Origin of the sequence: Ruegeria arenilitoris, from assembly GCF_013035425.1 — a bacterium.
GTDB classification, from domain to species: Bacteria; Pseudomonadota; Alphaproteobacteria; order Rhodobacterales; family Rhodobacteraceae; genus Ruegeria; species Ruegeria arenilitoris_A.
In genome coordinates, this window is the sequence record NZ_WQHX01000005.1 from 314352 (window position 1) to 339285 (window position 24934).

The following is a 24934-nucleotide window of genomic DNA, read 5'->3' on the forward strand; positions in this document are numbered from 1 at the left end:
GTGTCAGTCCCATTTCCTGCGTCTGTTTCCAACTAAAACGGGGCGAGCGTCCTTAGGGCATTTATCAACTATAATCTGCACGATCCGCTTCTTGTGCAATGGTTTGGTCAGGTAATGGTCCAAACCAGACGCCAAAATGCCGTGATCGTCGCCTGCCATGGCATGGGCGGTCAGCGCCACAATAGGCACTCTGCGTCCGGTGGCTATTTCGCGCCTGCGGATTTCTTCTGTGGCCTGCTTTCCATCCATCTTTGGCATAGAAATATCCATAAAGATCAGATCTGGCGCGAAATCGTCATAGGCTTCAATAACCTCTAACCCATTGGCAACAAAACGAATGTCGATATCCATATCTTTTGTCATCTTTTTCAGAATTAATTGATTTGTCTTGTTGTCATCTGCGGCCAGAACGCGCATGCGTCTTTGAACCGACGCGCTTTTCTTAGGTAGAGTTGTGTTTTCTTCCCATTTTTGTTCTTCCCGGAAATCTCGGTCGAAGGAACTTAGGGCCATTAGGCCAGCTACAAGTTCGGATCGGGGAATGGGCTTTTGCAAAACACTCTGGATCAGATGATGAGCAGAGTCGGCGGTTAAGACGCCGGGATTTGCCGACATCACCACAATTGGCAATTCTGCCCAACCATGGCTGCGCAGCGCTTTGGCAAGCTCCAGTCCATCCATGTCTGGAAGTTCTTGATCACACAGCACCAAATCTACAGAGTCATCAAGTGTCGAGAAAACTTCTGCCCCGGATTCGCAGACAGTGACCCGCAAGCCCAATCTGCCCAGTTGCTTGGTAAGAATTGCGCGGTTGGCCTCAAGATCTTCTACAAGCATTACGTGACTAAGGTGATCATTCAGACGTGGCAGAGTAGGCTGCAAACCCTCGTCAGTGGGTAGCGTCAAACGAAAGCCGAAACACGAACCTTTACCCGGCTCGCTCTCGACCCAGACCGTACCGCCCATCATCACAATCAGTCGTTTTGTGATCGCCAGTCCAAGCCCAGTGCCTTCGTACTGACGATTACGTTCGTCCTCGACTTGGTTGAATTCGCCAAAGATATGCGGGATTTTGCCGGGTTCGATGCCGATCCCGGTGTCCTCGACTGCCACATGAACATCGCAACTTTGCGTTTCAAAGTTTGGTACACCAGTCACTCGGATTAGCACGTGACCTTCCGAGGTAAATTTGACCGCATTGCCAATGAGGTTGGTCAGAATTTGCCGCACACGCCCTAAATCTCCGACAAACAGCGTCGGCAGGAACAGGTCATAGTCTACAAGCAACGTGAGCCCTTTTTCACGAACGCTTGGCTGCAGCAACATCGACACCTCGAGAATGCAGCGCTCCAGATCGAAAGGTTCTTGATATAGTGCTAATTTTTCCGCCTCGATTTTCGAATAATCAAGTACATCGTTGATTATGGACAATAGCGCTTCACCCGAGTTTCGGATCGTGTTCACGTAAAGCTTTTGTTCCTCGTTCAGCGGCGTTTCTGTTAGCAATTCGCTCATGCCAACGATGCCGTTCATCGGTGTTCGTATTTCATGGCTCATATTGGCTAAAAACACAGACTTCGCTCGGTTTGCGGCCTCGGCCTTTTCACGGGCTGTGCGCAGTTCGGCCTCATTCCGGACTGACGAAGTGATGTTAAGTTCAAGACTGACTACGTCGCCTCCATGCCCGCGCTGATCAATGACCCGAACAAATTGTCCATTCCACAGCTGAATCACCATTGGTTCGGGATTCGGACGCGCCCATCGACGCTGCATCCTGGCCTGCCAGTCCGCTGCAACCTCCTGCCCAATATCCACGATCCCTTCATCGGTCAGAATTTCAAGAATTCGGTGATATGAAATTCCGGATCTTACTTCATCCAACCCCTGGAATACGCTCAAATACGCGGCATTGGCGCTGATCAAACGGCTGTCCCCGTCAAAAAAGGCAAAGCCGTCTTGAATGGTCTGGATTGAATGCCACAATCGACGTTCGGCGACCTCTATCTTGGCGTTTGCAACTGTCAGGTCAGATTTGACCTTTTCATTTTCACCCCGGACATTTTCCACCTCTGCCTGTGTTTCATCGATTTGCCGGGACAATGCCATAGCGCGACGACCCAGCTTGCGGTTGGCGGCCGAAAGCTCAGCCTCTTTGAGGTGCAGCAAACGTTCTGCGGCCAAACGTGCACGCCGTTCTTTTGCGAGTTTTTCAGCAAGACCCATTATTCACCTGTCCCGGAATATTCCGAACACAGCATCCGATCAGACTGTGAAAAAGTGTTTAAGCCGCTTTTTTCAACTTAACGACGACCCTCGCGCAACCATCCTGCCAACAAGAATCCACCCGTCATCAGCAAGACCAACCACGGTGGCAACAACCCCGCTTGGGTGACGTCGCGAGTTTCATAGGCATCGCGCGGGGTCAGACCGATCCATCCGCGACCCGCTGCTGGGCGGCCAAGACGGACATTGCGGATGACGGGTAGACCTTCTTCGACCCTGATTGCACCGCCGCGCAAGCTGGCCAAAATGGGACTCAAAACTTCGTCAGTCGCGATGGTTCGCTCGAACTCCTTGGGCGCGGCAGGACCAAGGCCAATCACTGCCGATTGATCACCTTCCTGAAGACGGTACAGGCCAATCTCGGGACCGAAATACAACGCTTCAAATCTTCCCGGAGACACTTCCTCCAGTTCGATCTCAAGCGTCTCGCCATTAGGGCGGGTTACAGTCACCGCGCCGACCTCTTCACTCAGTGTTTGACGAATTATGCGCATGGACTGACCATTGGCTTCGGCCCAGAGCGCTTCTTCTTCAAGTTCCGGTTCTTTCATCATCCAATGAGCCAGCCTCCGCAAAAGTTCCAGCTGCGGACCACCACCTTCGAATCCTCGACTCCATAGCCATGCATGATCAGATGCCAATAGCGCAACGCGCCCTTCGCCTACGCGATCCAGAACCAACAATGGGCGATCTTCGATACCTGTCATCAGCAGCTCGCCTGAACGGTGGCTTACATCGATCTGCCTCAACCAAGCGCCCCAGTCATCGGATTCACCCAAGTCCGACGTTACAGGATGACGATCACCCGTTTCGGTTACCATCGGGACAAACCGCTCCTCGATAACTCGTGCTGTAGGCTGCGCCGGTAAAACCGGTGCCAGAGGCGATCGGAAGATGCTGTCGGCCGTCGCAAAATCCGGTCCCGCCGCGATCAGAACCGCCCCACCGTCGTTGATGTAATTGGTCACATTATCAAGGTAAATTGCCGGTAGAATGCCGCGTCGCTTATATCTGTCGAAGATGATCAGGTCGAAATCGTTGATCTTTTCCAAAAACAGCTCACGCGTTGGGAATGCGATCAAGGACAACTCATCCACTGGCACGCCGTCCTGCTTTTCCGGAGGACGAAGGATGGTGAAATGCACAAGATCGACGGAACTGTCGGATTTCAGCAGGTTCCGCCAAGTCCGCCCGCCCGGGTGAGGTTCGCCCGACACCAGCAGCACTCGTAAACGGTCGCGTACGCCATTCATCTGGATCAGAGCAGTATTATTACGATCGGTCAGCTCACCCTCGGCTTTGGGAACAGTGAATTGAATCACGTTGCGCCCTCCGTGGGGCAACGTGACTGGCAGTTCGACATCAACACCAATTGGGATGTTGAAACGTTCCGGTTCCGATCCGTCCACCGAAATCTCAAGTGGGGCGCTACCGGCGCCAGCAGGTGCCGCTCCGCTGTCTTCGATACGCAAGGTCAGAGTTATCGGCTCGTCGATAATGGCAAAGGCAGGGGCGTTGCGCACGATAAGACGGCGATCCCAGTCTCCTGTACGTCCAGTTTGCAAAAGGTGCATCGGCGCGGGCAAATCTGGAGCTTGATCAACATCATGCACAATGCCGTCTGAGACTAGGATAATTCCGGCAATTCGGGCACGCGGCTCTTCCGCCAAAGCCGCGTTCAGCGCCGCCATTATCTGGGTACCCTCGTCTCCGTCCCCATCACCTACGCGAATGCGCCGCAGCTCAGTATTGTCGCGGATTTCGATCTCCGCTGCGAGCTCATCTGCTGTCTGTATAGTTTGATCCGCGCGGTCAGACAGGGCTTGGCTGGCGCTTTGATCTTCGATCATCAAGACGATATCGGTCAGAGGGGCCCGATCTTCGACTTGATAAACCGGACCAGACAGAGCCGCGACAAGTATTAAGGCGGCCAATCCGCGCAAGGCCCATCCTGACAACCCACGCAACAGAGCCAGCGTCACACCGGTCAACGCAAGTGCGGCAACGGCCAACAATGCGGGCCAGGGGATCAGAGGATCGAAAATTACGGTTCCGGTCATTGTCCCAACCTGTCCAAAAGGGCGGGCACATGCACCTGATCGGACTTATAGTTGCCAGTCAGAACATGCATCACCAGATTGACTCCAAATCTATTCGCCAGTTCACGCTGCCGTTCCCCAGCATATCCCCGACCCACTGGCAACAAGGACTGACCGTTTCGGTCCACTGCCCATGCACCGGCCCAGTCGTTGCCGCCGATAACGACCGGGGTGACATTGTCATTGAGGTTGCGAAAGGGCATTCCTTCGATTTGTTCCGCATCTGGCGGCGCAGCTTCAACCCAGACACCGTTACCCGCATATCGGCCTGGAAAATCCTGAAGCAGATAGAAAGCCCGTGTAAGCACATGGTCACTCGGTACAGGTTCTAACGACGGGATGTTCAGGGGTCCCGCAAGCTGCTGAAGCTTGCGTCCGTTGGGGCTTGAAGCTCCAAACTCCGCGATATCGGCATCTCGCGTGTCAAACAGTATCATCCCTCCTGATCTTAAATAGTTGTTGAGCTTGGCGTATGCCTCAGCTGATGGCTGCGGCTGATCCGGGGTGATCGGCCAATAAAGCAGCGGAAAAAAAGCAAGTTCGTCGCGCTCCAAGTCCACGCCGATTGGTTCTGCAGGTTCAACCGAGGTACGGAAATAGAGTGTTTGAGCCAATCCTCTCATTCCGGCCAAAGCGATGTCGTCAACTTGCCCGTTTCCGGTCAGGACATGGGCTAGAACCAATTCCTGCGTTGCGCCAAGGGCGAAATCTGTTTCTTCAGGGGTTTGCGCGTGCGCCTCTGAAACAACCAAGATTCCGCCTAAAAGGACCGCCGCGGTTCGCGCTATCCAAAGTCTGCCAGACAGGGCTAGTGAAGCGAATACATCGATTGTAAGCAAGATTAGCGCCAAGCTCATCAGCAAGCCGCCTATCGGAGTTTCAGAGCTTACCTCCTGACCTTTGATTGGAACATCAGGGGGCCATACCGCAGGACGAAGAACACTGTCTTCGGATAAAACGTTGCGGGCAACTTTTTCTTTGCCGCTCTCGTAAAGTCCCGGTCGCAAATTGGGACCAATTTCCCCCTCAACCAATTGTGCGCCGTCTACACCCGGCAGGCTTCCTGCATCATACAACGATCCGAATCCGTCCAAAACCTGAACAGGTTCCCACGTCGTGCCTTGCAATTGTTCCACCTGTCGTGACTTTGCAGCAGATGCAACCGCGAGCCGGTCCAGCATTTCGACAAATAGACCCGAAAGCGGCAGGCTTGACCATTCCGCGTCCGCCGTGACGTGGAACAGAACCACCTGACCCAAGCCCAGCGCTTTTCGCGTGACCAACGGCGTTCCATCCGTCAAGGACGCAATTACTCGATCAGCCAAATTAGGGTCTGGCTGCGCCATGACTTGAGTTGACACGTTCACGTCGCTTGGCACCTGCAACCCGTAAAATGGGGAGTTTTCGGGAAAGGGCGATAGTCCCTTGGCCTCTCCCCAGCTCATTGCACCGCCGACAGACCGGCCCCCACTTCGCAGGCGAACGGGCAGCAATATATCTTCTTCGTCGCGACCAAGATCGCTTGCTGCCATTCTGGGACCGGCAAACCGCAATAACAAACCGCCTTGTTCGACCCATTCGACCAAAGCCTCCTGCTCGGGTTCAGCCAATCGCGTAACATCGGCCAATACAATTACATCTGGATTCGCAGGCAGAACCTCAAGCAACCCGCCATCCACGAAATCCGCCGTCGGGCGCAGAACCTGGGTTAGGTAATGCAGCGGAGACAACAGCTCCAAACCTTCGCGATTAAGTGTCCCGGCAATCAGAGCGACCTCACGTCGGCGCAAGCTGTCGTCCGTTAGCGTAATCGCTCCAGCAGAGCGTTGGCCCTGAATTTCAAAGCGAGTTATTCTGGCTCGCAATTCTGACGGCAGCGCCAATTCGCTCTGCGCTTTTGTTTCACCGCTTTCGAAAACCATTTCAACCGAATGCAGTACTCTCATGGCACCAGCCGGGTCGCGGCCTTGCGCCAGAACAGTGATATTGGCAGTCGGCCCGGGTTCAGCCCGCATTGCTGTCAACTGGATCAAGCCGTCTTGATAGGTAGCAGGCAATAGCGCAGTAACCGGTGCCGCCGGCCGAAAGACTGTCACCTCTCCACTTGCCTGTAATACCTTCAAAATCTCTTCTTGACCGGGGTAATTTAACCAATCGCTGAACCAAAAAGTATCAAAAGTGTCTTCCACCTGCTCTAAAGCCTGAATGGATTGCTCGACTTGCGTTGCGCCAGGCTGCCAGGGTTGTGGGACCAGTCCGGGGAGGCGTGTGCGCCAAGTCTCAGCGGCCTGAAATACTGGAGCCTCCGGTTCGGTTAACCGCAAGATCGATACGGGCCGACCAGCGCGGCCGGCCTCGGTAAGCTGAACATCAATTTGGTCTAAGACTGATGGCCAACGCGTTGCACCCGCCCAGCTCGCATCCAGAACCAACAAAAGAGGGCCTGATCCGGCCTGATCCCGAGACGGGTTGAGTACAGGACCTGCCAAACCAATAATTATCGCCGCCGCGGCCAGCATCCGCAGCAGTAATAACCACCACGGCGTGCGGTCGGATACGCTTTCGTCATCTTTGAGGCCCAACAACAACGTGACCGCGGGAAACAACCTGCGCACCGGTGCAGGCGGCACCGCGCGCAAGACCAACCAAAGAATCGGCAGGGTCAGCAAACCCAGCAAAACCCACGGTGCTGTAAACCCGATCCCTGCCAAAACGGTCATCGCGGGCCCCCATCCAAAGCTCGGTAAAGCCATAACAGGGCCGCTTGCGCACTGTCAGAAGTGTGATGCAGACCCAGCTGCCAACCGGTGGCGCGGCATAATCGGGTCAACTCGTCTTTTCGCCGGGCGAGACGCTCCAAATAGCGGTCGCGCAGGTCTCCGGCCTTGAGTGTCTCATGCCGTGTCGTCCCACCGACGCTTTCAAAGATCGTGCGGCCACGATAGGGGAAGGACTCTTCATTTGGGTCCAGAACCTGCAGCAAAAGACCGCGCATTCCGCGATCGGCGGCCTTTGTCAGGGCCAGCTCTACCTCGGCCATTGGCCCAAGAAAGTCGGAAACGAACACAGCGCGGGCGTGCGGGATCATGGCCTTGTGTTCCGGCGGTGAGTAATCGACGTCGGAGTCCTCGGAAAGCGCTTCTGCCAATCGGATTATTTGAGCATTGCCACGACGCGGAGGCAACGAAGTGCCCGTCAGCCCGACTCGTTCGCCGCCGCGCACTAACAAAATCGCAATGGAAAGCCCCAGCAATCGGGCACGATCAGATTTGGTTGGCAGGTTTTTGTCTGAAGCAAACCGCATGGACGCTCCCTGATCGACCCACAGCATGATCGACTGGGCGATTTGCCATTCTCTTTCCCGCACGAATTGCTGGTCACCTCTGGCTGAGCGTCGATGATCAATCATCCTGCGGCTGTCACCGATCTGAGCCGGGCGGTACTGCCAGAAATCATCACCCAGACCTGCGCGACGCCTACCGTGATCGCCCAGCAGAACCGTACCGGCCAAATGCTCGGCTCGCGCCAAAAGAGGCGGCAAGCGGGACGCTTCTGCCTCTGACCTTTCGCGAAGTGTCAAGGCCGCATTCACGCCGCTGCCTCGGTGCGTACCAATCCGGCAGCGGTTGACTCAATTAGATCGGCAAGGCTGTCACCACGTGCTCGGGCAGCGAAGTTCAGCGCCATTCTGTGGCTTAGAACCGGTCGAGCCATATCCAAGACATCCTCGGCATTGGGCGCTAACCTACCTTGCAACATTGCCCGGGCGCGAACGGTCATCATCAACGCCTGTGCGGCACGTGGGCCGGGACCCCAAGCCACTGTCTCCATCACACGCTCGGACGCGCCATCCTCTTCGGGACGAAAGGCGCGAACAAGATCAAGAATTAATTCAACCACCGATTCCCCGACAGGCATGCGCCGCAATACGACCTGCGCTGCCAATAGCTCTTCTTTGGTGAAAATCTGATGCGCTTCTTCTTCCTCCACCCCAGTGGTGGCCAAAAGGATATCTCGCTCGGTCTGCCGATCCGGATATTCAACGTCAACCTGCACTAGGAAGCGGTCCAGCTGGGCCTCGGGCAACGGATAGGTCCCTTCTTGTTCAATTGGGTTTTGAGTAGCCAGTACATGGAATGGTACTCCTAAAAACCGATCCTCGCCGGCGACTGTGACTGTGCGTTCCTGCATTGCCTGCAACAGTGCAGATTGCGTTCTTGGGCTGGCCCGGTTGATCTCGTCCGCCATTAGCAACTGACAAAAAATCGGGCCAGGAATAAACCTGAAATGTCGACTTCCGTCTTCTGCCGTATCCAGAACCTCTGACCCCAGAATATCGGCTGGCATCAGGTCTGGAGTGAACTGAATTCGGTTGCCATTCAAGCCCATCACAGTCGACAACGTTTCGACAAGTCGCGTTTTGCCAAGACCGGGCAGCCCGATTAACAACGCATGCCCCCCACACAAAAGAGCGGTCAGGGTAAGGTCCACGACCCTTTCCTGCCCGATAAAGCGCCGGGTGATCGAGGACTTGGCCTCTTGCAACTTGTTTTCCAACGCTTCGATCTCGGCTACGAGGTCGGCAGGTTCGGTCATGAGTTTCCCTTCCGTGGACGAATATGATTGAAGTGTATCGCGCTGAGAGGAAATGGCAAAAGCAATGAGCGGACAAAAACCCGTGAAACCTTCGCCTGATGGTCTTGTGGCATCAGTAAATGCGGCCAAAATCGCCGGTTTACCGCCTGTTCACCTATGGAATCCTCCGTTTTGTGGTGATCTGGACATTCGGATCGCAAAAAATGGCTCTTGGAGTTATTTAGGATCGCCCATCGAAAGGTTCGAGCTTGTTAAGCTTTTTTCTTCAATTCTTAAGAAAGAAAACAACGACTATTACCTAGTCACTCCGGTCGAGAAGGTGGGAATCACTGTTGAGGACGCGCCGTTTATCGCCGTTGATTTCGACAGAAACGGCGAAGGAGAGGCGCAGACACTGACTTTCGTAACCCAAGTTGGCGACACTGCCCGGGCAGGAAGCAATCATCCTATCCGAATTGTCATTGATCCGGAGACGGAAGAACCATCGACATATATTCTGGTTCGCGCAAATCTCGAAGCACGCATCGACCGCAAGACTTTTTACAGACTTGTCGAAGTCGGCACTCACAACGAAGGCTGGTTTGGTGTTTGGTCCGATGGTGCTTTTTTTGACTTGATCCCGTCTGATCAACTGCCGGCAGCAGACTAAACCGTTGCTCGCGCACCCCGATCTTGCGCCAAAACAACAGCCAGCGCGACAATGCCGGCGCCCAAGGCACGGGTCCAGTTCCACTCATCTCCCAAAACAACCATGATCACCATCACGTAAAATGGCGCAATGTTGATATGAAACGAAGATAAGGCGACACCCAATTTTCCAACGGATGCTATAAAAAACACTTGGCTAAGGCCCATTGATATCAATGCATAAATCAACAGCATCCCGGCCTGCTGTGCGTCAAAAGCTGTCTTAGGTAAAACATCAAAACCGAAATAAGCCGAAACAAACACAAGCGCAGACGCCATCAATAACCCGCCGACAAAAGTTATTGTGGTTCGGCCGGTCTGGCTAAGCTCTGGAAAATCCCGAGCTGTCGCCATACTAGCCCAACAAAATAATGCTGTTGACACAACCGCGCAAATAGCACCTAGCCCCAATTGTGTCGGGGCTACAGCACTTGTTGCGATCAGACCGCCGAAAATCGAAACAATCATGCCCAGCGCAAAGTTCCACTTTAATCGGCGTGTACCTGAAAAAAGTTCCAGTAAAGTCGCCGTCAAAGGCGCGCAAGATGCTATTATTGCAACGGTGACAGGGTCAGTCAGCTTTTGCGCCAGAATGATCAGATACATTCCGCATCCAAGCCCAAATCCTCCAATAAACATTGCATGGCCCCAACGGGCGGCAAGAACTCGGCCAGGGCCGTCAATCAACGCCCAAATCGGGATCATAACAGTGACCGCCAGTGCCAGCCTTGCAGCCAGCAGTGCAACAGGCGGCCAAGTCTGCAACAGGATCTCTGCCGCCGGAAACCCAGCGGCCCAGGTCAACATGGATGCCACAGCTAAGCTGTTGCCTGACAAAGCAGACTTGCGTACGCCAGACCAACCAACTGGGTTCCCGCGAACGGGGTCGGGGCTCATCGCCATGAAGTCAGACCTTTTGCTAACGCGGCGCCGAAAAAATGATTCGCCGCGATAAACAGAACGTGTTCGATTTCAATCCGTTGATCTGGTCGATTTTCGACAATCTGTCGTTTTCAGGCCCTTTCAAGGAATTCGGTATGTCGCTAAGTTCGCTTCACTGTTACCGGGGCTGTCTATGCCAAGATTTGCTGCTAACATTTCGCTGCTTTTTGCTGAATTGCCCTACTTTGATAGGTTTGCGGCTGCCGCTCAATCAGGATTCGACGCAGTCGAAATCCTGTTTCCATATGAATATGCCGCCAAAGAAACACGACGCGCCCTACTTGCCAACGGGTTAGAGCTGGTGTTGATAAACGGGCCGCCACCAAATTATACCGGTGGACAGCCAGGCTTTGCGGCCGTTCCGGGCGGCGAGGCCCGGTTCAGGACAGATATTAAGCGCGTCCTGAGATACGCTGAGACATTGCGATCTGGGATTATTCATGTCATGTCTGGCTATGCATCCGGAAGCGATGCGTTCGACAGTTTTGTGCGTAATTTGCTCTGGGCAGCAGATAACGCTCCGCTGCAGAAGTTCACGATTGAACCCCTAAACCCGGTTTCTCAGCCTGAGTACTTTCTCAATAACTACGATCTGGCCGCCGAAGTTTTGGATCGCGTCAACCGTCCAAATGTCGGCCTACAATACGACAGTTTTCATGCCCATATGATTCACGAGGACGCAATCGCTGTCTGGAATACTTATAGGGACTTGATCACGCACGCCCAAATTGGCGCCGCTCCGGACCGTTCAGAACCCGGTCGCGGTACGACAGACTTCGCAGCCTTGTTCGAATTAATGGACTCCAGTGGATACACAGGTTGGGTCAGCGCAGAATATAACCCATCAAACCGTGCAACTCAGGCCACGTTAGGCTGGATGCCCAAAGAAACCCTTTGACGGGCCAAGCTGATTGCCTGACCCGCTGCAAATAGGGCCAAAAGAGGTTGATAAACACAGGTTTCTAGTGTGCCTCGGCCCAATTTGCGCCCTGTCCGGCATCGACAGTCAGCGTTACATCCAGTTTGACGGCAGGATCCGGTGCGCCTTCCATCACCTTTCGTGCTGCGGCAACGGTTTCTTCAACTGCGTCCTCTGCCACTTCGAACAACAATTCGTCGTGAACCTGCAAAAGCATCTTGGCCGGCAGTCCCTGAATTGCTGCCGGCATCCTTACCATTGCGCGTCGGATTACATCCGCTGCCGATCCTTGTATCGGAGCGTTAATCGCGGCACGCCGCGCAAAGCCTGCGTGGGGGCCTTTTGCGTTGATCTCTGGTGTGTGAATTTTGCGCCCAAATAACGTCTGTACGTAACCATGTTCTTTGGCAAATGAGATGGTTTCATCCATATACCGACGAATCCCCGGGAAACGTTCGAAATAGCGGTCGATAAATCCCTGTGCCTCGGCCCGGGGTATGCGAAGATTGCGCGCAAGGCCAAATCCCGAAATACCATAGATTACGCCAAAGTTGATCGCCTTTGCCTGGCGGCGAATGTCAGGTGTCATCTCATCAAGCGGCACGTCGAACATCTCAGACGCCGTCATTGCGTGAATATCCAGCCCATCCGAAAACGCCTGCTTCAGAGCCTGAATATCGGCAATATGCGCTAAAATGCGCAATTCGATCTGGCTATAGTCGAGACTGACCAATACATTCCCCGGCTCGGCAATAAAGGCTTCGCGTATGCGGCGTCCCTCTTCCGTGCGTACGGGTATGTTTTGAAGGTTCGGGTCAGTCGATGCGAGACGCCCTGTATTTGCTCCGGTTATGGAATAAGACGTGTGAACCCGCCCAGTTTCTGGGTTGATATGGGTTTGCAGCGCGTCGGTATAGGTCGATTTCAGTTTTGACAACTGCCTCCAGTCCAGTACGCGGCGTGGTAATTCATGCTCGGTCGCCAGATCCTCAAGAATGTCTGCTCCGGTAGAGTATTTTCCAGTTTTCCCTTTTTTGCCGCCTTCAAGTCCCATCTTGTCAAACAGGATTTCACCCAGCTGTGCCGGGGATCCGACGTTAAAACTCTCGCCTGCAAGATCGTGAATTTCGGCCTCCAGCGCCGCCATCTTTTGTGCAAAGGCGTTCGACATGCGCGACAGCACTTCGCGGTCCACCTTGACGCCGGACATTTCCATTTTTGCCAGAACAGCAACCAGCGGACGCTCAAGCGTCTCATAAACGGTTGTCACCTGAGACTGGTGCAGTTGCGGTTTGAACTGCTGCCAAAGACGCAAGGTTATGTCAGCGTCCTCTGCGGCATAGGCTATAGCCTCGTCGATCGGGACCTTGTCAAAGGTGATCGCTGACTTACCCGATCCAAGCAATGGCTTGATAGGGATCGGCGAATGACTCAGATAGCGTTCGGACAGGGTGTCCATTCCATGCCCATGTTCGCCCCCATGCATCGCGTAAGACATCAACATCGTGTCATCAATGGGCGCAACATTGACGCCATAGCGTGCAAAGATCTTGGCATCATATTTCATGTTCTGCCCGATCTTAAGGATGGATGGGTCTTCCAACATCGTTTTCACTAAAGTTAGAGCCTGATCCAGCGCAATTTGCCCGTCGGCAAGTGCATCGGAACCGAATAGGTCATCACTGGAACCGTCACGATGGGTCAGCGGGATATAGCAAGCTTCACCTGGCTCGACAGACAGCGAAATTCCGACCAGATCGGCAGTCATCTCGTTCAGGCCAGTCGTTTCAGTGTCCACGGCGACCCAGCCCCGCTCGTAAGCCTGATCGATCCACTTTTGCAAAGCGACGGTGTCCCGGACGCATTCGTATTTTGATGCGTCAAACGGAATAGCTTCTGCCTGCGCCTCCGCCTCGGCAACGGGCAACTCTGGGATTACCGGCGATTCAACACCCAGTTTGTCTGCAATACGCTTAGTTAAGGTGCGAAACTCCATCTCGGCCAGGAAGTTCATCAACGTATCCGGCTCTGGGTCCCTTACCTCTAGTTCGTCTAGCGTGAAATCCAATGGGGTATTTTCATCCAGCTGCACAAGCTTTTTTGAAAGTTCGATCTGATCGCGCTTGTCAATCAATGTCTGGCGGCGTTTGGGCTGTTTGATCTCTTCAGCGCGGTCCAACAGCGTTTCAAGGTCCCCATACTCGTTTATCAACATAGCTGCGGTCTTTACACCAATCCCCGGTGCGCCGGGCACGTTATCGACGCTATCTCCAGCCAGAGCTTGCACATCAACCACGCGTTCGGGGCCTACTCCGAACTTCTCAATGACGCCATCGCGGTCGATGCGTTTGTTTTTCATAGCATCCAACATCTCGACGCCGCCACCGACAAGCTGCATCAAGTCTTTATCGGAACTGACAATTGTTACGCGCCCTCCGGCGTCGCGGGCTTGCACAGCCAGTGTCGCAATGATGTCGTCGGCTTCGTAGCCTTCAAGCTCTTTGCAGGCGATGTTGAATGCTCTCGTTGCTTCGCGCGTAAGTGGCATCTGAGGGCGCAGATCCTCGGGCATAGCCTCTCGGTTGGCCTTATACAGATCATAAAGATCGTTTCGGAATGTGTGTGACCCTTTGTCGAAGATCACCGCGACATGAGTCGGCGCGTCTGGCCCGTCATTTGCCTCGACATATTTCTGCAGCATGTTGCAGAACCCCGATACTGCACCTATGGGCAATCCGTCGGATTTCCGCGTCAATGGCGGCAGCGCGTGGTATGCCCTGAAAATAAAGGCCGATCCGTCGATCAGATGCAGGTGACATCCTTTTCCGAAACTGCTCATACACGCTCTCCCTGTTAGTCAGGGATGGTTCTGCCACAGGGTCGGGCAAGTGGCTAGTCAAGAACGCGCGTCAACCACCAAACAGGCCAGAGAAAGTGTCGGTGAAAAAGTCGGAAAAACTGTTCACAAGCGCCATAATAACCAGCGTTCCCAGTAAAGCTAAAAAGGCCCACGCGAAAAACTGAAAGAGGATCGCACCAGTTCCGATCGCGATACCGGCGACGGCTGGGCGAATTCGTTCGTGACGCAGCAGACCAATGGCCGACAAGACAATCGCAGATGCACCCAACATCGAGACGCCTATGCGAAGATAATCATCCAGATCACGCGCAGGTGCGATTGGTTCAGGTTGTTCAATGCCTGCAGCTGCCCGTAAGGTGGATTTCCCGATCTCTGCCGCAAGCTCTCCTAGTGAAACGCCTGTGGATTGCTGGGGCGCAAATGGTCCGGCCCAGAAAACGAAAAGCGCGGCTATAAGCGAAATGGCTGCAACGCCAAAACCCAACCAGCCGAATACGGGGCTTTGATTGCCTTGGATTGAAACCTCAGTCATCATACTCTCTCACATCGATATGGGGTCGAGTTACCATTGAATCACGGCAAGACTTTGGCGTGCCCAATTTGGCGAAGACTTTGTTAAGTTGATGATATTCGGCTATTTAAAATGGCCGCCAAGCCGATCAGACCTTTTACGGTCGCGGTCAGGAAACAGTCATTATGGCGCAAAGCACCCTATCGAAATGTGCATTCAGGCTGACTCGCGGCCTTTCAACACGTACTTGCAGTCGCAATAGGGGCATTCGACCCAACCAGTGTCTTCGGGAATTTGCAACCAAACGCGCGGGTGGCCCAATGCGCCCTCGCCACCATCACAGGCAACTCGGGAAGTTTCGACGATTTTGGTTTCCGGCGCTTCGATGGTCACGGCTGGTGATCCTTCATTGGTTGTAGCCTTAACAGGCATGCTTTAGGTGCGTTTATGAGCGATGAGCAAACCGGGGGCAAGAGCCACATGAGCGATGCGGCAATCAGGATAGAAGGACTGTGCAAGACCTATCGCGGCAGCAAAGGCGAGCCTGAGAAACAGGCGCTAAAGGGTATCGATCTTACAGTCCCCAAAGGATCTGTCTTTGGGCTGTTGGGCCCAAACGGTGCAGGTAAATCGACACTGATTAACATTCTTGCGGGATTGGTCGTAAAGTCTTCGGGTCGCGTATCGATCTGGGGCTTTGATCAGGATCAGTACCCGCGCCAGTCACGCTCAGCGATTGGCGTTATGCCGCAAGAGCTCAACCTCGATCCCTTCTTCACACCTCGCGGCGCGCTGGAGGTCCAGGCCGGTCTTTACGGCGTACCGAAATCTGAACGCCATAGTGATGAAATTCTTGAATTAGTTGGCTTAAGTGACAAGGCCGACGTTTATGCGCGTACGCTTTCCGGTGGGATGAGGCGACGATTGCTGTTGGCAAAGGCGCTGGTGCATCACCCCAAAGTACTTGTTCTTGATGAACCCACTGCTGGTGTAGACATCGAACTGCGCCAGATGTTGTGGACAAATATCCGCAAACTTAATGAACAAGGGATGACGATCATCTTAACTACGCATTATCTGGAAGAAGCCCAGGAAATGTGCGGCGAAATCGCCATTATCAATCACGGTGAAAAAATCGCGCAGGACAGCACTGCGAACTTGTTGGGACGTATGGATAGCCGCACGATGGTGATCGTCCCAGACAGTCCAGTTACAGTTCTACCTGCGGCGGAAGGCGTTAAACCGGCTCTGCGCGATGATGGCTGCCTCGTTTTGCACTACCACAACGCTCAAACCACTGCAGAACAAGTTCTGGAGTCTGTGCGTGCCGCGAATATCCGCATCCGAGATGTCCGAACCGAGGAAGCGGATCTTGAGGATGTGTTCCTTGCGCTGACCTCCAGCCGCACTGATGATCCCCCGGCCGATGACCAGGATCGGCCGCGCCGTGGGATGCATCGAGTCAAACTTTAGACGTGATCTACCTGCTTGGCGGTTCTTTAGGGCCGCAAATAAGGCGTCGCGGATTGTTTGTGTTTCAGTCTCTAAAAAAGGGATAGCGCGTTTGCAACTTCCGACCTGTTTAACGATATTCGTCAATTGACACTCGATTTGGACGGCTTTCATCTATCGGCCCGATACCTTTCAAAGCAGCGAATTACGTAACTGCTCGATTTGTTCGTCATTTAGCGACCAGTTTTTTTAAAGGACTCGAAAAAGAACAAAACGTGAATATAATATGGAATCGTATGTATGCCGAACTGTCGATCACATCGAACTTTACCTTCCTCACCGGAGCTTCACACCCCGAGGAGTACATGGAGCGTGCCGTCACCCTGGGCCTGCCTGCCATCGCGGTTGCTGATGACAATTCTGTAGCCGGAATCGTTCGTTCCCATACTCAAGGGCGCGAGATTGCCCGCAAAGTGCGCGAGCGGGTTGAGTGGGAGGCGCAGAATACTCCGATCGGACCACCCTGTCCCGGTCACATCCCCAAACCGCCCTCTTTCCCTATCCATGCGGTGCCGCGTCTGATTCCGGCGGCGCGGCTGATCTTCACTGACGCACCCACCGTCACTGCCCTGCCTCTTAATCGGCAGGGCTGGGCCAACCTGTGCCGGATTATTTCCAAGGGTCGTCTGCGTGCCGAAAAGGGCAACTGTACCCTGCACCTGGCAGATTTGCTAGAGTTCTCAGACGGCCTCCACCTACTGCTCTGGCCACAGGTTGCCCCATCACCGGGCGGCGCGGGTATTTGGCGGAAACGAGCGCGACAGTTGGCGCGCCACTTTTCTGGGCGGATACATCTGTTGATGCATCCCCGTTATGACGGCGCAGATGCGGTGTTTTTCTCTGTGTTAGAGACTGAATCAAGGGATATTGGCATACCAACGCTCGCGAGCGCTGCACCACTGATGCATCACGGTTCCCGCCGCAAGCTAGCCGATGTGCTGACTGCCATCCGTCTGCGACGTAAAGTGGATGATTTGGGTCGCGAGGCGCTGACCAATGGCGAACAGCGCCTGCGGTCAAAGGCCGAAATGCTGCGCATTTTCAAGGGTCATGAGGGCGCTGTCGCCCGGGCCTATGACCTCAGCGAACAGCTTACCTTTTCTCTGGATGAGCTGCGCTATGAGTATCCGAGCGAAGGTAGCGAACAAGGAACTCCGACCGAACGCCTGCGCCGTCTGGCGCATGAAGGGCTTAAATGGCGATATCCTGCGGGCGCGTCGGAAAAAGCGAGGAACATGCTGGCGCATGAGCTAACCCTGATCGCCAAGCTGAAATACGAGCCTTATTTTCTAACCGTCCGTGACATCGTCAAATTCGCAAGATCGCGCAACATCCTATGTCAGGGGCGCGGGTCAGCAGCCAATTCAGTCGTCTGTTTCTGCCTCGGCATCACCGAGGTCAGCCCCGAGATGGGAACGATGGTCTTTGAACGCTTCGTATCCGAGGCCCGTGACGAACCGCCCGATATTGACGTGGATTTCGAACACGAGCGTCGCGAAGAAGTGATCCAACACATCTATGATCGCTATGGCCGGGAACGCGCGGGCCTTTGTGCGACAGTCGTTCACTACCGTGGAAAACGCGCCATCCGCGAGGTCGGCCGCGCCATGGGCTTGACCGAAGATACAATCTCGGCGCTTTCATCACAGCTTTGGGGCTTTTTTTCAGCCTCAGGGCTTGAGGCAGAAAGGATGCGAGAGATCGGCCTTGATCCCGAAGATCGTCGTCTAAAACAGACTCTAATGCTAGTCTATGAGATCGACGGCTTTCCCCGCCACCTGTCTCAGCATGTAGGTGGTTTCATCATCACTGAGGGGCGTCTGGACGAACTTGTGCCTATAGAAAACGCCACAATGGAGGACCGCACGGTCATTTGTTGGGACAAGGATGATATCGACTCGCTGGGCATCCTGAAGGTCGATGTGCTGAGCCTTGGAATGCTGACCTGCATTCGCAAGGCCTTCGATCTGATCGGGCAACACCACCAGACCAGCTATACGCTTGCTACGCTGCCGCCCGAAGACCCCAAAGTCTATGACATGCTCTGCAAGGCAGACTCGGTTGGTGTTTTTCAGGTGGAAAGCCGGGCTCAGATGAATTTTCTACCTCGGATGCGGCCCCGCAACTTCTACGACCTGGTGATCGAGGTCGCAATAATCCGCCCTGGCCCCATTCAGGGCGACATGGTCCACCCCTACATAAGACGGCGGAACGGAGAGGAGGAGGTCAGTTTTCCATCAGATGCACTGGGCGAGGTGCTGGGAAAAACGCTGGGCGTACCACTTTTTCAGGAACAGGCGATGCAGATCGCAATTGTCGGAGCGGGTTTCACCCCGGAACAGGCCGACCGGTTGCGCCGCTCGCTGGCGACTTTCAAGAAACATGGCAATGTCAGTGAATTCCGCGCCCTGTTCCTGCGCGGCATGAAGCGCAACGGCTATGACGACGAATTCGCTGAGCGCTGTTTCTCACAGATCGAAGGTTTTGGCTCGTATGGTTTCCCCGAAAGCCATGCGGCTAGCTTTGCGCTGCTGGTCTATGCCTCGGCCTGGATCAAATGCCATCACCCCGGCATCTTCGCCTGTGCGCTGCTGAACTCTCAACCCATGGGATTCTATGCCCCGGCCCAGATCGTACGCGACGCGCGTGAACATGGGGTTCAGGTGCGCCCGGTCTGTATCAATGCCAGTTTCTGGGACAATGTGATGGAACCCGACGGCCATGGCGGGCTAGCCCTGCGGCTAGGTTTTCGCCAGATCAAGGGCCTAAGCGAAGAAGATGCCAGTTGGCTGACCGCAGCTCGCGGCAACGGTTACACCGAAGTCGACGATGTCTGGCGCCGCGCCGGGCTGGGGCCGCCGGTGATCGAACGGCTGGCCGAGGCCGATGCTTTCGCCGCATGCAACCTGACACGGCGCGAAGCTTTGTGGCAGGCCAAGGCGATAGCAACCGCCAAACCTTTGCCGTTGTTCTCGCTGGATTTGGAGGGCGAGGCGCTGGATGAGCCCGAAGCCTACCTACCCCAGATGACGCTGGGTGAACAGGTGGTCGAGGATTACGTGGCTACGCGCCTCAGCCTGCGGGCCCACCCGGTGGCCTTGCTAAGGCACCTGCTGACACCCGAGCCGCGCGACAAAACCACTCCTGTCGCCTAGCATCAAAACCAGGTATTGGCCCAGTACAGAGCCTAAATTAGTACCATTATGACCAGACCCATCCTGACTCCGCGCTTCCCGGCAACGCCTGAACAGATCAACGCGCAGGTCCACGCCTTTTACGCCCGCGTACGCGAGGACACGATGCTGGGCTCCGTTTTCAACAAGCATGTTCACGAATGGCACGCGCATGAGGAAAAGATCGCCGCCTTCTGGCGCAACGCCATCCTGTTCGAGCGCAGCTATGACGGTAACCCGCAACGAGTTCATATCGAACGGTCTGACGTGAAACCCGAGATGTTCGCCCATTGGCTAGACCTGTTCGAAGAGGTCGCCAACCAAATGCTACCGCCGGAAACTGCCACACCGTGGGTCGCCTTGGCCAGGCGGATCGGAGTCGGGATGAAGGCCGGCGTCCAATCCGCCCGACAACCCAAAGACGCACCACCGATACTGTGATGACACCAGATCATAGCGGGTTTGATATGTTAGCGATAAAATAGGGGCTACACGCCTCGACAAAATCGGTTTAAGCAAACGCGAAGACAGCCGAAAATCCGACGATCTGCTAGAGCAGGCGCCTGTAACGCCGATATATCGCCCGAGGCTTCGAACATGAGCACTCAAAATACAATCCTCAGGGGACTTGGATTCGCATTTTTAGGGTTCGCTGTTTTTGCTAGCCACGACGCGCTGATCAAGGTTTTGGGCGCCACATACTCAGTGCTGCAGATCATCTTCTTCGCAACGCTATTTTCATTTGTCCCCATGGCAGTATCGATCTTGACTGATCGGACAACAGGAAATTTTATGCCGCATCACCCGTGGCTGGTTTTGCTTCGTTCGGGTCTGATGGTTACTGCCATGTCCTGCGCATTTTACGCCTTTTCCGTTTTACCGCTGGCCGAAGTCTATTCGCTGCTTTTTTCGTTTCCGCTGATCGTCACTGTCCTATCGATCCCTATTCTAGGCGAGGTGGTCCGGGCTCAGCGTTGGGCGGCCGTCGGCGTAGGCCTTATTGGAGTTTTGATTGTTCTGCGCCCTGGTGCGACCGACATCACCATTGGCCATGTCGCTGCCCTGACCGCTGCATTTTGCAGCGCCTTTGCTTCGGTTTTGGTACGCAAGATCGGGAACGAGGAAAGATCAGCAGTTTTGATCCTCTATCCCATGTTGCTTGCCATTGGCGTAATGAGTCTTGCGCAACCCGCCGTTTATCAGCCCCCTTCGCTGTTGCACTTGGGGATGATGGCCATGGTTGGCGTTTTTTCAGTAATAGCACAGCACCTGATCATCCTAGCCTATCGCGCGGCGCCAGCTGGCGTTGTCGCACCCAGCCAATACAGCCAGATTATCTGGGCTACGATATTTGGTATGACATTCTTTGGGGAAAAGCCTGACGTTTGGGTCGCCGTCGGCGCCAGCGTCATCATCGCATCCGGTGTGTTTGTGGTCTGGCGAGAAAGCCGAAGTAACACCACCTCGGCCAACACCCCTGTTTTGCGAGTCCGGTCTCCGCGGTCAGACACGGGGGCAACACGGCCGGGGTCATGACTGCAAACTAAAAACGTCACCTCCACTTATAACCCAGATTTGAGAAAACCGAGATCCCAGACTACCGCAACCATTTAAAGCGGTCTTCTTCCAATCCAGGTCTTCGAAGTCGTCCCAATCTGTATTTGCGTAAATCAGGAGTTCATCCACGCCAGAACTGCCTTTTTGAGCCTTTGAAATAATCGTCTTTTGAACTAGCTTTCGAAACTTAGGCCGTCTTTCAGGATGCATTAAATCAATATGACGGATAACATCTCCACCTGAGGCTTGAACTTTCTTCTCGAATGCTGTCCATTCTGCTTGCTCACGCGGGTCGCTGGCTTCAACAACTTCAATTCCCTTTTCACAACTCGGACTAGTCAAGACGAAGTCAGGGTTTTCACTCTCTGCAACTCGCAAAGGAAATTCGAGCAAACCGTTTCGATTTTGAAATTCTAATAAAATCCTGAGACAAAACCTCTCAAGTTCCTTCTGCCGGCCTCGTCTTTCTAAACGAGGGGGGGCGGAACGTCCCCACCTTCTCAAAACGTGACAGAGTTCGCCGCTCCCCCGGGCCTTGAAAGCCTCTTTCACTAATAAACGACCACTGAACGGATGCTTTCGCCCTTATGCATCAGATCGAATCCATGGTTGATGTCATCCAACCCCATGGTGTGAGTGATCATCGGGTCGATCTCGATCTTGCCGTCCATGTACCAGTCGACGATCTTTGGTACATCGGTGCGACCACGTGCGCCGCCAAAGGCGGTTCCACGCCAAGAACGACCAGTTACCAATTGGAATGGGCGGGTTGAAATTTCGGCCCCGGCTGGCGCAACACCGATTATAATCGATTCACCCCAGCCTTTATGCGCCGATTCCAATGCATCGCGCATGACACCGACATTGCCCGTGGCATCGAATGTATAATCCGCACCACCTTTGGTGAGGTTCACGAGGTAGGGAACCAAATCGCCCTCAACCTCGGTTGGGTTAACGAAATCGGTCATACCGAACTTTGTGGCCATCTCAACTTTGGCAGGGTTAAGATCAACGCCAACGATTTGATCCGCACCAGCCAGACGCAGGCCTTGAATCACATTCAGGCCGATACCGCCCAGCCCAAAAACAATCGCACGGCTGCCGATTTCGACTTTGGCTGTGTTGATGACTGCGCCAATACCAGTGGTCACGCCGCAGCCGATGTAACAGATCTTGTCGAAAGGCGCGTCTTCGCGCACTTTTGCAAGCGCGATTTCAGGCAGGACAGTGTGGTTCGAGAATGTCGAGCAACCCATGTAGTGCAGGATCGGATCACCATCCAGCGTCGTGAAACGCGACGTGCCATCGGGCATCAGACCTTGTCCCTGCGTCTCGCGGATCGCCTGACACAAGTTGGTTTTCGGATGCAAGCAGTATTCGCATTCCCGACATTCAGGGGTGTAAAGCGGAATTACGTGATCACCCGGTTTCAGACTGGTCACGCCCGCGCCGACCTCGACCACAACGCCTGCACCCTCATGGCCCAAAATAGCCGGGAACAGGCCTTCGGGATCGGCACCAGAAAGGGTGAACTCGTCGGTATGGCAGATTCCAGTAGCCTTGATCTCGACTAAAACCTCACCGGCTTTGGGGCCTTCGAGGTTTACATCCATCACTTCCAAAGGTTTGCCAGCCTGAACGGCGACGGCGGCGCGGGTACGCATTTTGAATTTCTCCCTGTCTGTTTGCCCGACCCTGCGTCAATTGCCGAGCGTTTTCAACTGCGCTTTGATGGAAGATTGGCTAATTATTTGATATTGCAGAAACGGCATCGTCAGAGTGAGGTACGCTAATGCACCGTTTTATCCCGATCTTGGCCCTTCTGGCAGCCTGCGCTGACACCAGCATTCCTGAAGATGTTTCTTCCATCTCAGAAAACGCTCCGGTGGATCTGGCCTTTTGCAAGGGCGAGCCGTTTGCTGATTCAGTCGGTCAACCCGTTTCCAGCATTCAGGCGAGTCTTCCGGAACGATCGCGTGTACTTGGCCCGGATGACATCGCAACGCAGGATTACCGGATCGACAGGTTGAACGTCTACGTGAGCGGCTCCGGTGTGATTCAACGTCTGAGCTGCGGGTAGGCATGGACTCGGGGCATGATTCCCGAATAAGAACAAAATAGGAACATTTAATGCTTGCCGATGCCCAACCGTCGAATACTTTCCCTGTGGTTCCCCCGTCTGGGGGCTGAACGGCTGGTACGCGCCGCGCGAGGCCTGCATGCCGGGCCTTTGGCCGTGGTGGCCGAACAATCGAACATGCAGGTCGTCACCTCGCTGAACGCCGACGCCCAGGCCGCTGGTCTGCGTATCGGCCAACCGGTGCGCGATGCTCACGCCATGTGTGCAGACCTTGTGACGCGCCCGCGCAATGCACCAGGCGAAGCGGCCTTTCTGACCGCGTTGCGCCGTTGGGCGGGGAAATTCAGCCCATGGGTAGCGGAAGAAGCACCCGATGGTCTGATCGTGGACCTGTCGGGTTGCGCCCATTTGTTCGGGGGCGAAAAGACGCTGTTAAGCGTCATAGAAACCGACTGCGCCGATATGGGCCTAAGTGTACAGATGGGTATTGCCGACACGCTGGGTGCGGCCTGGGCGCTGGCCCGTTATGCAGGTCAAGAGGTCATATCAGACCGCAATGGCGACGCAATCAGCCAAGAAGCCCGTGCCACCCGCGCCCGGGCGGGCAAGCGGCGACACTGGACCAAAGGCGGAGCCGCACCGCAAGTGACGGCTTTGGGTGGTGGTGCTCGGATCGCGCCACCGGGGCATGCCTATAGCTCACTCAGCCCCCTACCTATCGCAGCATTACGGTTGGAAGATCAGGTTGTGACGCAGCTGAACCGCTTGGGCCTGCGCCAGATTGGCGATCTGTTGGGGCAACCTCGCGCCTCTCTGGCGCGGCGATTTGGGCGGGGATTGGTACTGCGGTTGGATCAGGCAATGGGTAGCGCACCCGAACCAGTCTCACCCGCACGCCCACCGCATCACTTTGCAGTGCGTATGACCCTACCCAACCCAATCGGGTTAATCGAAGACGTAATGGCCGCCATTGACCGGGTCCTGCCTACACTTTGCGCAAAGTTGGAAGAGAAAAGCCGCGGCGTCCGTACCCTGCGGCTTGAGGCGCATCGCGCCGATCAGGCGGCTGAGATTATCGAGGTGGGTCTGGCCCGACCGACCTTTGATAAACACCGCATTCGTCCTTTATTAGAGATGAAAATTGACAAGATCGACGCGGGCTATGGCATTGACATGCTACGGCTTGAGGCAGTGCAAACTGAACCCATCCACGCCCGTACGATGGCAGGCCATGCCGAGGCACGCCGCGTAGCCCGCAATCGCCTTGAAGGAAATACGGCTGTTGATGATCTAATTGGTAAACTAGGCGCAAGAGTAGGGCTTGAGGTGATTACACGGCGGCATCCCGCAGCCTCTCATATCCCCGAAAAAACCGCGCAGACATTGGCCGCGGCATGGTCAGAACCCGCCCACGACTGGCCCGCCCCGCCACGTCCCAGACCCTTGCAAATGTGGCAACCCGAACCGGTGATGGCGCCAGAAACCCCAGACGTGCCGAATACCTTTCGCTGGCGCGGGCGCGAGTGGCAACTGGCGCAAGCTACCGGCCCGGAACGGATTGCGCCAGAGTGGTGGTTGGATGATCCAAACTGGCGCAGCGGAGTTCGCGATTACTGGGTGGTAGTAACCGAACAAGGTGAAAGGTTATGGCTGTTTTACGGCCATGGCGGCACTATGTCTGCGGGATGGTTCTGTCAGGGAGAGTTTGGGTAGAC

At 54.7% G+C, this 24934-nt stretch carries 19 protein-coding genes; 8 read left to right on the top strand and 11 right to left on the bottom strand.

The features are described 5' to 3' along the window. Positions 1-3: 3 nt before the first annotated feature. From GOV45_RS16040 to GOV45_RS16060, 5 genes are all read right to left on the bottom strand, one after another. On the bottom strand, positions 4-2223 hold the full coding sequence (locus GOV45_RS16040) for a response regulator (RefSeq protein WP_170479624.1): 2220 nt from the start codon (positions 2221-2223) through the stop codon (positions 4-6). A 77-nt stretch (positions 2224-2300) separates the two neighbouring features. After that, positions 2301-4343 (bottom strand): hypothetical protein, encoded by a 2043-nt coding sequence (locus GOV45_RS16045; RefSeq protein ID WP_170479625.1) that lies wholly within the window; start codon positions 4341-4343, stop codon positions 2301-2303. Beyond that, on the bottom strand, positions 4340-7102 hold the full coding sequence (locus GOV45_RS16050; RefSeq protein ID WP_170479628.1) for a DUF4159 domain-containing protein: 2763 nt from the start codon (positions 7100-7102) through the stop codon (positions 4340-4342). Before GOV45_RS16050 ends, GOV45_RS16045 begins: the two co-directional genes overlap by 4 nt. Next, a complete protein-coding gene (locus GOV45_RS16055) occupies positions 7099-7974 on the bottom strand; it encodes a DUF58 domain-containing protein (protein WP_170479629.1) in 876 nt (291 codons plus the stop codon). Before GOV45_RS16055 ends, GOV45_RS16050 begins: the two co-directional genes overlap by 4 nt. Beyond that, positions 7971-8978, bottom strand: coding sequence for an AAA family ATPase (locus GOV45_RS16060; protein ID WP_170479631.1), 1008 nt, complete (start codon positions 8976-8978; stop codon positions 7971-7973). The genes GOV45_RS16055 and GOV45_RS16060 overlap by 4 nt, the downstream gene beginning before the upstream one ends. 64 nt (positions 8979-9042) lie before the next feature. Here GOV45_RS16060 and GOV45_RS16065 point away from each other — a divergent pair, with 64 nt between their 5' ends. Then, a complete protein-coding gene (locus GOV45_RS16065) occupies positions 9043-9627 on the top strand; it encodes a DUF1285 domain-containing protein (protein ID WP_254442519.1) in 585 nt (194 codons plus the stop codon). Here GOV45_RS16065 and GOV45_RS16070 read toward each other — a convergent pair. Beyond that, complete coding sequence (locus GOV45_RS16070) at positions 9624-10562, bottom strand: DMT family transporter (protein ID WP_170479635.1); 939 nt, start codon at positions 10560-10562, stop codon at positions 9624-9626. The two genes, GOV45_RS16065 and GOV45_RS16070, sit on opposite strands and share 4 nt — an antisense overlap. Positions 10563-10740: 178 nt before the next feature. Here GOV45_RS16070 and GOV45_RS16075 point away from each other — a divergent pair, with 178 nt between their 5' ends. Then, positions 10741-11505: a hydroxypyruvate isomerase family protein gene (locus GOV45_RS16075; RefSeq protein WP_170479637.1), complete on the top strand. Its 765-nt coding sequence runs from the start codon at positions 10741-10743 to the stop codon at positions 11503-11505. Positions 11506-11569: 64 nt separating this feature from the next. On the opposite strand, the gene polA is transcribed toward GOV45_RS16075, so the two are convergent. From polA to GOV45_RS16090, 3 genes are all read right to left on the bottom strand, one after another. Further along, the gene (gene polA, locus GOV45_RS16080; protein ID WP_170479639.1) at positions 11570-14365 is read right to left on the bottom strand and encodes a DNA polymerase I; all 2796 of its coding nucleotides are present in this window, start codon (positions 14363-14365) and stop codon (positions 11570-11572) included. Between the two features lie 70 nt (positions 14366-14435). Further along, complete coding sequence (locus GOV45_RS16085; protein WP_170479641.1) at positions 14436-14918, bottom strand: hypothetical protein; 483 nt, start codon at positions 14916-14918, stop codon at positions 14436-14438. Positions 14919-15113: 195 nt separating this feature from the next. Further along, on the bottom strand, positions 15114-15290 hold the full coding sequence (locus GOV45_RS16090) for a zinc-finger domain-containing protein (protein WP_170479698.1): 177 nt from the start codon (positions 15288-15290) through the stop codon (positions 15114-15116). Between the two features lie 87 nt (positions 15291-15377). Between GOV45_RS16090 and GOV45_RS16095 the strand changes: the two genes are divergently transcribed. The 4 genes from GOV45_RS16095 to GOV45_RS16110 all read left to right on the top strand — a co-directional run bounded on the left by GOV45_RS16095 (position 15378) and on the right by GOV45_RS16110 (position 21118). Beyond that, a complete protein-coding gene (locus GOV45_RS16095; protein ID WP_170479700.1) occupies positions 15378-16370 on the top strand; it encodes an ABC transporter ATP-binding protein in 993 nt (330 codons plus the stop codon). Between the two features lie 275 nt (positions 16371-16645). Then, complete coding sequence (locus GOV45_RS16100; protein ID WP_170479702.1) at positions 16646-19564, top strand: error-prone DNA polymerase; 2919 nt, start codon at positions 16646-16648, stop codon at positions 19562-19564. Between the two features lie 48 nt (positions 19565-19612). Continuing rightward, positions 19613-20023: a group III truncated hemoglobin gene (locus tag GOV45_RS16105; protein WP_170479642.1), complete on the top strand. Its 411-nt coding sequence runs from the start codon at positions 19613-19615 to the stop codon at positions 20021-20023. 156 nt (positions 20024-20179) lie between these two features. After that, positions 20180-21118, top strand: a complete 939-nt coding sequence (locus tag GOV45_RS16110) for a DMT family transporter (RefSeq protein WP_170479644.1) — start codon at positions 20180-20182, stop codon at positions 21116-21118. Here GOV45_RS16110 and GOV45_RS16115 read toward each other — a convergent pair. Continuing rightward, positions 21113-21691 (bottom strand): hypothetical protein, encoded by a 579-nt coding sequence (locus tag GOV45_RS16115; protein WP_170479646.1) that lies wholly within the window; start codon positions 21689-21691, stop codon positions 21113-21115. The two genes, GOV45_RS16110 and GOV45_RS16115, sit on opposite strands and share 6 nt — an antisense overlap. Then, a complete protein-coding gene (locus GOV45_RS16120; RefSeq protein ID WP_170479648.1) occupies positions 21691-22803 on the bottom strand; it encodes an S-(hydroxymethyl)glutathione dehydrogenase/class III alcohol dehydrogenase in 1113 nt (370 codons plus the stop codon). Before GOV45_RS16120 ends, GOV45_RS16115 begins: the two co-directional genes overlap by 1 nt. Positions 22804-22931: 128 nt before the next feature. Here GOV45_RS16120 and GOV45_RS16125 point away from each other — a divergent pair, with 128 nt between their 5' ends. Both GOV45_RS16125 and GOV45_RS16130 read left to right on the top strand, forming a co-directional pair. Then, positions 22932-23219: an I78 family peptidase inhibitor gene (locus tag GOV45_RS16125; protein WP_170479650.1), complete on the top strand. Its 288-nt coding sequence runs from the start codon at positions 22932-22934 to the stop codon at positions 23217-23219. 60 nt (positions 23220-23279) lie between these two features. Next, entirely contained in the window at positions 23280-24932 is a 1653-nt protein-coding gene (locus GOV45_RS16130) for a DUF6504 family protein (protein ID WP_170479704.1), read from the top strand. The last annotated feature ends 2 nt before the right edge of the window (positions 24933-24934 follow it).

What these genes read in the sequence shown, in the direction of transcription:
- GOV45_RS16040 (WP_170479624.1), bottom strand. Translation starts at nt 2,223, where the DNA reads ATGGGTCTTGCTGAAAAACTCGCAAAAGAACGGCGTGCACGTTTGGCC.
- GOV45_RS16045 (WP_170479625.1), bottom strand. Translation starts at nt 4,343, where the DNA reads ATGACCGGAACCGTAATTTTCGATCCTCTGATCCCCTGGCCCGCATTG.
- GOV45_RS16050 (WP_170479628.1), bottom strand. Translation starts at nt 7,102, where the DNA reads ATGACCGTTTTGGCAGGGATCGGGTTTACAGCACCGTGGGTTTTGCTG.
- GOV45_RS16060 (WP_170479631.1), bottom strand. Translation starts at nt 8,978, where the DNA reads ATGACCGAACCTGCCGACCTCGTAGCCGAGATCGAAGCGTTGGAAAAC.
- GOV45_RS16065 (WP_254442519.1), top strand. Translation starts at nt 9,043, where the DNA reads ATGAGCGGACAAAAACCCGTGAAACCTTCGCCTGATGGTCTTGTGGCA.
- GOV45_RS16070 (WP_170479635.1), bottom strand. Translation starts at nt 10,562, where the DNA reads ATGAGCCCCGACCCCGTTCGCGGGAACCCAGTTGGTTGGTCTGGCGTA.
- GOV45_RS16075 (WP_170479637.1), top strand. Translation starts at nt 10,741, where the DNA reads ATGCCAAGATTTGCTGCTAACATTTCGCTGCTTTTTGCTGAATTGCCC.
- polA (WP_170479639.1), bottom strand. Translation starts at nt 14,365, where the DNA reads ATGAGCAGTTTCGGAAAAGGATGTCACCTGCATCTGATCGACGGATCG.
- GOV45_RS16085 (WP_170479641.1), bottom strand. Translation starts at nt 14,918, where the DNA reads ATGACTGAGGTTTCAATCCAAGGCAATCAAAGCCCCGTATTCGGCTGG.
- GOV45_RS16095 (WP_170479700.1), top strand. Translation starts at nt 15,378, where the DNA reads ATGAGCGATGCGGCAATCAGGATAGAAGGACTGTGCAAGACCTATCGC.
- GOV45_RS16100 (WP_170479702.1), top strand. Translation starts at nt 16,646, where the DNA reads ATGTATGCCGAACTGTCGATCACATCGAACTTTACCTTCCTCACCGGA.
- GOV45_RS16105 (WP_170479642.1), top strand. Translation starts at nt 19,613, where the DNA reads ATGACCAGACCCATCCTGACTCCGCGCTTCCCGGCAACGCCTGAACAG.
- GOV45_RS16110 (WP_170479644.1), top strand. Translation starts at nt 20,180, where the DNA reads ATGAGCACTCAAAATACAATCCTCAGGGGACTTGGATTCGCATTTTTA.
- GOV45_RS16120 (WP_170479648.1), bottom strand. Translation starts at nt 22,803, where the DNA reads ATGCGTACCCGCGCCGCCGTCGCCGTTCAGGCTGGCAAACCTTTGGAA.
- GOV45_RS16125 (WP_170479650.1), top strand. Translation starts at nt 22,932, where the DNA reads ATGCACCGTTTTATCCCGATCTTGGCCCTTCTGGCAGCCTGCGCTGAC.
- GOV45_RS16130 (WP_170479704.1), top strand. Translation starts at nt 23,280, where the DNA reads ATGCCCAACCGTCGAATACTTTCCCTGTGGTTCCCCCGTCTGGGGGCT.